Annotated in this window: 9 protein-coding genes and 1 pseudogene; 6 read left to right on the forward strand and 4 right to left on the reverse strand. The window is 57.6% G+C overall.

Translation table 11 applies throughout. The annotated features are described in order from the left end of the window. Positions 1-48 precede the first annotated feature (48 nt). The 5 genes from AAAB16_RS17205 to ntrC all read left to right on the forward strand — a co-directional run bounded on the left by AAAB16_RS17205 (position 49) and on the right by ntrC (position 4,526). The gene (locus tag AAAB16_RS17205) at positions 49-474 is read left to right on the forward strand and encodes a cupin domain-containing protein (RefSeq protein WP_340664419.1); all 426 of its coding nucleotides are present in this window, start codon (positions 49-51) and stop codon (positions 472-474) included. 155 nt (positions 475-629) lie between these two features. After that, positions 630-1,199 (forward strand): DUF4124 domain-containing protein, encoded by a 570-nt coding sequence (locus tag AAAB16_RS17210; RefSeq protein WP_340664420.1) that lies wholly within the window; start codon positions 630-632, stop codon positions 1,197-1,199. A 2-nt stretch (positions 1,200-1,201) separates the two neighbouring features. Then, positions 1,202-1,819 carry a DUF4124 domain-containing protein gene (locus tag AAAB16_RS17215; protein ID WP_340664421.1) on the forward strand — a complete coding sequence of 206 codons (618 nt, stop codon included), beginning with the start codon at positions 1,202-1,204 and terminating at the stop codon, positions 1,817-1,819. Between the two features lie 191 nt (positions 1,820-2,010). Continuing rightward, a complete protein-coding gene (glnL, locus tag AAAB16_RS17220; RefSeq protein WP_110618221.1) occupies positions 2,011-3,096 on the forward strand; it encodes a nitrogen regulation protein NR(II) in 1,086 nt (361 codons plus the stop codon). Next, positions 3,093-4,526, forward strand: a complete 1,434-nt coding sequence (ntrC, locus tag AAAB16_RS17225; RefSeq protein ID WP_340664422.1) for a nitrogen regulation protein NR(I) — start codon at positions 3,093-3,095, stop codon at positions 4,524-4,526. The genes glnL and ntrC overlap by 4 nt, the downstream gene beginning before the upstream one ends. Positions 4,527-4,718: 192 nt before the next feature. Here the strand turns inward: ntrC and AAAB16_RS17230 are convergent, their stop codons facing one another. Continuing rightward, the gene (locus tag AAAB16_RS17230; RefSeq protein WP_340664423.1) at positions 4,719-5,186 is read right to left on the reverse strand and encodes a hypothetical protein; all 468 of its coding nucleotides are present in this window, start codon (positions 5,184-5,186) and stop codon (positions 4,719-4,721) included. Here AAAB16_RS17230 and AAAB16_RS17235 point away from each other — a divergent pair. After that, positions 5,163-5,624 (forward strand): tRNA (cytidine(34)-2'-O)-methyltransferase, encoded by a 462-nt coding sequence (locus AAAB16_RS17235; RefSeq protein ID WP_340664424.1) that lies wholly within the window; start codon positions 5,163-5,165, stop codon positions 5,622-5,624. The two genes, AAAB16_RS17230 and AAAB16_RS17235, sit on opposite strands and share 24 nt — an antisense overlap. Before the next feature lie 69 nt (positions 5,625-5,693). On the opposite strand, the gene AAAB16_RS17240 is transcribed toward AAAB16_RS17235, so the two are convergent. The 3 genes and pseudogenes from AAAB16_RS17240 to AAAB16_RS17250 form a co-directional block, all read right to left on the reverse strand. Then, a complete protein-coding gene (locus AAAB16_RS17240; protein ID WP_340664425.1) occupies positions 5,694-7,142 on the reverse strand; it encodes a catalase in 1,449 nt (482 codons plus the stop codon). Positions 7,143-7,338: 196 nt separating this feature from the next. After that, positions 7,339-7,725: a 50S ribosomal protein L17 gene (rplQ, locus tag AAAB16_RS17245; RefSeq protein WP_108096517.1), complete on the reverse strand. Its 387-nt coding sequence runs from the start codon at positions 7,723-7,725 to the stop codon at positions 7,339-7,341. Between the two features lie 42 nt (positions 7,726-7,767). Beyond that, a pseudogene (locus AAAB16_RS17250) lies at positions 7,768-7,905 on the reverse strand (DNA-directed RNA polymerase subunit alpha); the annotation flags it as partial.

Here is a 7,905-nt window from a genome sequence, read left to right on the forward strand (position 1 = left end):
AATTGGCGAATATCCGACTGCCCCCCCCTGTTAAGTCGGAGTCTTGCCATGTCTTTCTGGAAAATTGCAGCTGCCGCACTTGCCCTCCTCTGGCCAAGCGGTTGTGCCCATCCAAAGGCGACGCCAGGTATCCAATCCGAAGTGTTAATGAAGAGCACCGCCTCTTGGGACGGAACGCCCTACACCACCTACCCCCGCGGCCGACCCGAACTCACCGTGGTAAAAATCAAGATCCCGCCCCATAGCGTGCTCAACTGGCACACCCACCCCATTCCAAATGCTGCGTATATGCTTGCCGGTGAGCTTACCGTCGAGACCAGAAAGCCTGGGCAGAAACGGGTAATCAAGCAGGGCGACACACTGGCGGAAACGGTCGGAATCATTCATCGCGGCGTGACCGGCGAACAGCCAGCGGAATTGATCGTCTTCTACGCAGGCGTGCCAATGACTCCCCTGACAGAAATAGCCAAGTAGGGCGACGTCGCAGAGTATCTGTGCCTTGGCGCCTCCCGTTGTGGAGGCGTTTTTTATCGCCTACTTTTTGTTACCGCGCACAGCAATAACGGCACAAACTTGCCAGCGCGGCGCTGCAGTGCAAGGCTTAGCACACACTTCACGGAACCTCTGCCATGCGCCTGATCGCTTCCTGCCTGCTAGCTGTTCTGGCCCTGCCGGCCAGCGCCGAGATTTACAAATATACCGACGCCAACGGCAACACCGTTTTCACCAATCAGCCACCTCAAGGCACTAACGCCGAACAGGTCAATTTGCCCCCGGTGAACACCGTTGCACCGCCGCCCGCACCGACGATGCCGGGCAACTCGCAGAGCAAATCCTCTACGGAACAGGTGTACAGCATGCTGGAGATCAGCAACGTGCCGGATGAAGAAGCGCTACGCGCCAACAACGGCAACTTCTCCGTTGGCGTGCGCATCGCCCCGCAATTGCGTATTGGCGACAGCCTGCAATTGCTCCTTGATGGCCAACCCTATGGCGGCCGCACCAACAGCGTTGAATTTCCCCTGAGCAACATTGAGCGCGGCGAGCACAGCCTGTCGGTGCAAGCATTTAGCGGCGACCGCCTGATTCAACAGAGCCCCACGGTAACGTTCACCATTCAACGCATCAGCACCAACAGCCCTGCACGCCCGCCGATTCCAAAGCCGGCCCCTACTCCAAAACCTAAGCCAGCCAACTAAACATGCGATTTGCTCTGCTCTGCCTGATGTTGCTGGGCCTTCCCGCTGCGGCCGATGTGTATACGTACATTGATAGCGACGGCAATCGGGTTTTTACCGATCAACCGCGGGGTAATGCCAAGAAAGTCGAAATCGCCCCCACCAATGGCATGAACCAGACTGCGCCGCCCACAGTGAAACTAACCGCACCGGCCGCCTCTGCCGAGAAGCCGGCCTATCAGCTGCTGCGCATATTGGTGCCAGAGCCGGATGCGGCGATTCAGGAAGGCTCTTCGGGCAATCTCATCGTGACCCTCACCAGCGACCCGGTGCTTATGGCCGGCCACAATTACCGGCTGCTGCTGGACGGCAACGTGGTCGGCGCGCCGAGCCGCAGCCCGGTTTTTCCACTTACTAACCTGGATCGCGGCACCCATCAGCTGGCGGCGGAAATCATCGATGCCTCTGGGCGCACCATTGAGCGCACCCCTAGCCAGCCAGTGCATATCCTGCGCATTTCGCTGGATAGCAAACGCCGGGTAAACCCGTGCCAAAAAGACGATTACGGCGTGCGCCCGGAATGCCCGATCAAAGACAAACCGGAAGAAGAAAGCGACATTCCGTTTGTCCCCTTCATCTAACCTCTCTGGCAAAGCACCAATATGGTGCTTTGCAGCGCACCAAATTCTATGCTCTCCCTGTTTTGGTTCGCACGGGACGACCAGCAGTGCAGTAAAACGAGCCAAATTCACCGTTTAGGCGCTTATCGCGCGTCTTTTCGGGGCTTTGGTTTGGTTTTTGCATTTTCAGTCCCATTCTCGGGATCCCATAGATGACCATAAACGACGCCCTGCACCGCCTGCTGCTGGACAACTTGACCACCGCCACTCTGCTGCTCAATGCCGAACTGCGCCTTGAGTACATGAACCCGGCGGCGGAGATGCTTCTGGCTGTCAGCGGCCAGCGCAGCCATGGCCAATTCATCAGTGAGTTGTTTACCGAATCGCCCGAAGCGCTGGCCTCTCTGCGCCAAGCCGTCGAAGAAGCCCACCCCTTTAATAAGCGCGAAGCGGTGTTGATTGCCTTGACTGGGCAGACGCTGACCGTCGACTACGCCGTTACCCCGATTCTCAATCGTGGCACCACCCTGCTATTGCTCGAAGTTCATCCCCGTGATCGCCTGCTGCGTATCACCAAGGAAGAGGCGCAGTTGTCCAAGCAAGAAACCACCAAAATGCTGGTGCGCGGCTTGGCCCACGAAATAAAGAACCCGCTGGGCGGCATTCGCGGGGCAGCCCAGTTGCTCGCCCGGGAGCTGCCCGAAGAGAGCCTTAAGGATTACACCAACGTCATCATTGAAGAGGCCGACCGCCTGCGTAATCTGGTCGACCGTATGCTCGGCTCCAACAAGCTACCGTCGCTGGCCATGACCAACGTGCACGAAGTGCTTGAACGTGTGAGCAGCCTGGTTGAAGCCGAAAGCCAAGGCAGCATTACCTTGGTGCGCGATTACGACCCGAGCATTCCCGATGTATTGATCGACCGCGAGCAAATGATTCAGGCCGTGCTCAATATTGTGCGCAATGCCATGCAAGCCATTAGTGCTCAGAACGAGTTCCGCCAGGGCCGCATCATGTTGCGCACGCGTACCCTGCGCCAGTTCACCATTGCCCACACGCGCCATCGGCTGGTGACCAAAGTCGAAATCATCGACAACGGCCCCGGCATTCCGGCTGAACTTCAAGAAACCATCTTCTATCCCATGGTCAGTGGTCGTCCGGACGGTACCGGATTGGGCTTGGCTATTACCCAGAACATCATCAGTCAGCATCAGGGACTGATCGAATGCGAGAGCCATCCAGGCCACACCGTGTTTTCGATCTTTCTGCCGCTGGAACAAGGAGCTACTTCGTCATGAGCCGCAGCGAAACCGTCTGGATTGTCGACGACGACCGTTCCATCCGTTGGGTTCTGGAAAAAGCCCTGCAACAAGAAGGCATGACCACCACCAGCTTCGACAGCGCCGACGGCGTGCTTAGCCGCCTTAGCCGTCAGCAGCCGGACGTGATCATCTCGGATATCCGCATGCCGGGGGCCAGTGGCCTCGACCTGCTGGCGCGCATTCGCGAGCTGTATCCACGCTTGCCGGTGATCATCATGACCGCCCATTCCGACCTGGAAAGCGCGGTGGCCTCCTATCAAGGCGGTGCGTTCGAATACCTGCCCAAACCGTTTGACGTCGATGAAGCCGTTTCCCTAGTAAAACGTGCATTCCAACACGCTCAGGAACAGCAGGGCCTGCATATTCCGGTGGAGCAAACCCGCACCCCGGAAATCATCGGCGAAGCGCCGGCGATGCAGGAGGTGTTTCGCGCGATTGGCCGTTTAAGCCACTCGAATATCACCGTGCTTATTAACGGCGAGTCCGGTACCGGTAAAGAGTTGGTTGCCCATGCCCTGCATCGGCACAGCCCTCGCGCGGCTTCGCCCTTTATTGCCCTGAACATGGCGGCGATTCCGAAAGACTTGATGGAATCCGAGCTGTTTGGCCATGAGAAAGGCGCCTTCACTGGCGCGGCCAATCAGCGTCGCGGCCGTTTTGAACAAGCTGATGGCGGCACGTTGTTCCTGGATGAAATCGGCGATATGCCGGCGGACACGCAAACGCGTCTGCTGCGTGTATTGGCAGATGGCGAGTTCTACCGCGTCGGCGGCCACACGCCGGTGAAGGTCGACGTGCGCATCATCGCCGCCACCCACCAGAACCTGGAAAACCTGGTGCAAGCCGGCAAGTTCCGTGAAGACTTGTTTCACCGCCTTAACGTCATCCGCATTCATATTCCGCGCATGTCCGATCGCCGCGAAGATATCCCCACCCTCGCCCGCCACTTCCTGGCCCGTGCCGCTCAAGAGCTGGCGGTGGAGCCGAAGCTGCTGAAAGTTGAGACAGAGGATTATCTAAAGAACTTGCCGTGGCCGGGCAACGTGCGCCAGTTGGAAAACACCTGCCGCTGGATCACGGTGATGGCGTCCGGTCGCGAAGTGCATATCGACGACCTGCCCCCAGAATTGCTCACTCAGCCCCAAGACAGTGCTCCGGCGACCAATTGGGAGCAGGCTTTGCGCCAATGGGCCGATCAGGCGCTTGCTCGCGGCCAGTCCAGCTTGCTCGATACTGCGGTTCCGACCTTCGAACGAATCATGATCGAAACCGCCCTCAAGCACACCGCAGGACGCCGCCGCGACGCCGCTGTGCTGCTAGGCTGGGGTCGTAACACCTTGACTCGTAAGATAAAAGAGCTGGGCATGAAGATCGACGGCGGCGACGATGAGGAGGATGAAGGCTAAGCTTTCCGCCCCTACCGCCATAAAAAAAGCGAGCCCCGAGCTCGCTTTTTTTATGGCTGAAACAAAACTGGCACAGCCTCTGCATAGTGTTAAGTACGCAACACGAACCACGCAACACGCTTAAAGCAACACCCCCAGTTTTCGGGGACCTTGGTACAGGCAGGCCGGGGATTCCCCTTTTTTATTCAGCGGTTAATCTTCCGCACCCAGGCTGATCACCAGCCGCCAACGTCCACCCTCCGCTGCGCCGTGCCACTGGCCACGCAGCGGACGGGCCGCGACAAAGTTCACCAGCAACCCTCCCTTACTGCGCAAAACCCGCCAGTTGACGTTTCTACCGTCCAATTGCAGCTGGCCCTGACGCGAACTTCCCTCGGCATCAATGCGCATGACCAGCGCACCATCCACGTGCTCGGCGGTCACTTTTGGTTCGGAATCGAACAGCAACTGCATACCGTCGGCAGTGATCTGAATGTCATCGAGCATGACCGGAGCCGGGTCTTGAAGACGGCCAATCATCATCCCTACAAGAAAAAAGAACAGCGCAATAGAGGCGAGAAAGCGCGGGAACAATTTTGGCCGCGGATCGGGCTCTGCGAGGGTAGAATCCTCGACGCCCTCAAGTCGGAGTCGTGCATGTTTCACGTGATTTTGTTTCAACCGGAAATCCCCCCCAATACCGGCAACATTATCAGGCTCTGCGCCAATAGCGGTTGCAGTCTGCACCTGATCGAGCCGATCGGCTTCGAACTCGACGACAAACGCCTGCGTCGCGCCGGACTGGATTACCACGAGTACGCCACGCTGACGCGCCACAGCGACCTGGACAGCTGCCTTGAAAGCCTTGGCCAACCGCGCTTGTTCGCCTTTACCACCAAAGCCTCAAGGCCGTTCCACGAGGCGAGCTTTGCCCAAGGCGACGCCCTATTGTTTGGCCCGGAGAGTCGTGGCCTACCTGGCGACGTGCTGGACGCCCTGCCTGCCGAACAGCGCCTGCGTCTGCCTATGCGCCCGGGCTGCCGCAGTTTGAACCTGTCCAACACCGTGGCTGTAGCGGTATACGAGGGCTGGCGGCAGCTGGGGTTCAGCCTGGAGTAATGGCTCGCCTCTCATTGCGGCAATAAAAAAGGCGCCCCTGTATGGGCGCCTTTTTTTCTGCTGCAGACTTTACTCCAGATTAAAACCCAAGGCCTTGGCGATACCGCGACCGTAAGCAGCGTCTGCCTTGCTGAAGTGCGCAAGTTGACGAAGTTGCACGTCCTGAGTAACACCCTGCATAGCACCGGCGATGTTGCTGATGAGTAACGCGCGTTGCTCATCACTCATTAGACGGAACAGCGCACCGGCCTGGCTGTAGTAGTCGTTGTCTGCGCGGTGATCGTAGCGATCGGCTGCGCCTTCTAGCGACAAAGCTGGTTCGCGGTACTGCGGGGCTTGCTTGGGCGCCTCAGCATAGCTGTTGGGCTCGTAGTGAGGCGCTGCGCCGCCATTGCCGTCAAAACGCATGGAGCCATCGCGCTGGTAGTTTTGCACCGGCGATTTCGGCGCATTGACCGGCAGTTGCTGGTGGTTGGTGCCAACGCGGTAGCGATGGGCATCGGCGTAGGCAAATACGCGGCCCTGCAGCATACGATCTGGCGACAGACCCACGCCTGGTACTTGGTTACTGGGCGCAAACGTTGCCTGCTCCACTTCGGCAAAATAGTTTTGTGGGTTGCGGTTGAGCTCGATCTCGCCCACTTCGATTAGCGGATAGTCCTTCTGCGACCAGGTTTTGGTAACGTCAAAAGGATTCTCTGCATGGGCTGCGGCCTGCTGCTCGCTCATCACCTGAACGCATACGCGCCATTTCGGAAACTCACCGCGCTCGATAGCCCCAAATAGATCACGCTGCGCGTAATCGGGATCAATACCCGCCAAGCGTGCCGCCTCAGCCGGAGCGAGGTTTTTAATGCCTTGCTGCGTCTTGTAGTGCCACTTGACCCAGTGGCGCTCACCTTGAGCATTGATCAGGCTGAACGTGTGGCTACCGAAGCCGTGCATAAAGCGGTAGCCATCGGGAATTCCGCGATCAGAAAACAGAATGGTGACCTGGTGAAGCGACTCTGGCGACAGCGACCAGAAGTCCCACATCATCTGCGCACTTTTCAGATTGCTCTGCGGCAGACGCTTTTGCGTGTGAATGAAATCAGGGAATTTCAGTGGGTCTCGAATGAAAAACACAGGCGTGTTGTTGCCCACCACATCCCAGTTGCCTTCCTCGGTATAGAACTTCAACGCGAAGCCGCGGGGGTCGCGCTCAGTGTCAGCGGAGCCACGCTCACCACCTACGGTAGAGAAGCGTAGGAAGATCGGCGTTTGCTTACCAATGGACTCAAACAACTTGGCGTGACTGAGTGCGGTAATGTCCCGGGTTACGGTAAACGTGCCGTAGGCACCAGAGCCCTTGGCGTGGACACGGCGCTCAGGAATAACTTCACGGTTGAAGTGGGCAAGTTTTTCAATCAAATGAAAGTCATCGAGCATCAGCGGCCCACGGGGGCCAGCAGAGCGGGAATTCTGGTTATCTGCAACGGGCGCGCCGCTAGCGGTGGTGAGGATGGGGGACTGACTCATTTCACTCTCCTGATCGTATTCAACCGGTGTGGCCCGGCGTTGGAGAGAGATTAAAAGGCGCTATTAATTGGAGCCAATTCATTAAGCAACAGCTATCGATAGATAAAAACTTTTTGCCTCCACTCATCGATTGAGTAACTTATTTCAAACACAAAAAAACCGGGCCAAGGCCCGGTTTTTTCTTACAACCTACGACTTACTCAGCGTCTACAGCTGCGCCGCCGACCGGACGGTCAACCAGCTCAACATAAGCCATTGGAGCATTGTCGCCAGCGCGGAAACCGCACTTGAGGATACGCAGGTAACCGCCCTGACGGGTGGCGTAGCGCTTGCCCAGGTCGTTGAACAGCTTACCAACGATGGCTTTCGAACGAGTACGGTCGAAGGCCAAACGGCGGTTTGCCAAACTATCTTCTTTAGCCAGGGTAATCAGCGGCTCGGCTACGCGACGCAGTTCCTTGGCCTTAGGCAGGGTCGTTTTGATCAGCTCGTGCTCAAACAGCGACACCGCCATGTTTTGAAACATGGCCTTGCGGTGAGCGCTAGTGCGGCTCAGGTGACGACCACTCTTACGATGACGCATGGTTCAATTCCTTACCAAACTTACGTTCGGTGATTACGACGATCAGGCTGTGGCCTTGTCGTCCTTCTTAAGACTTGCCGGTGGCCAGTTGTCCAGGCGCATACCGAGAGAAAGACCACGAGAGGCCAGCACGTCCTTGATCTCAGTCAGGGACTTCTTGCCCAAGTTCGGAGTTTTCAA

This window comes from Pseudomonas sp. (genome assembly GCF_037994325.1).
Classification (GTDB): Bacteria; Pseudomonadota; Gammaproteobacteria; order Pseudomonadales; family Pseudomonadaceae; genus Aquipseudomonas.

Excerpts from the sequence above, each read along its gene's own strand:
- AAAB16_RS17205 (WP_340664419.1), top strand. The coding sequence starts at position 49 with ATGTCTTTCTGGAAAATTGCAGCTGCCGCACTTGCCCTCCTCTGGCCA.
- AAAB16_RS17210 (WP_340664420.1), top strand. The coding sequence starts at position 630 with ATGCGCCTGATCGCTTCCTGCCTGCTAGCTGTTCTGGCCCTGCCGGCC.
- AAAB16_RS17215 (WP_340664421.1), top strand. The coding sequence starts at position 1,202 with ATGCGATTTGCTCTGCTCTGCCTGATGTTGCTGGGCCTTCCCGCTGCG.
- glnL (WP_110618221.1), top strand. The coding sequence starts at position 2,011 with ATGACCATAAACGACGCCCTGCACCGCCTGCTGCTGGACAACTTGACC.
- ntrC (WP_340664422.1), top strand. The coding sequence starts at position 3,093 with ATGAGCCGCAGCGAAACCGTCTGGATTGTCGACGACGACCGTTCCATC.
- AAAB16_RS17235 (WP_340664424.1), top strand. The coding sequence starts at position 5,163 with ATGTTTCACGTGATTTTGTTTCAACCGGAAATCCCCCCCAATACCGGC.
- AAAB16_RS17240 (WP_340664425.1), bottom strand. The coding sequence starts at position 7,142 with ATGAGTCAGTCCCCCATCCTCACCACCGCTAGCGGCGCGCCCGTTGCA.
- rplQ (WP_108096517.1), bottom strand. The coding sequence starts at position 7,725 with ATGCGTCATCGTAAGAGTGGTCGTCACCTGAGCCGCACTAGCGCTCAC.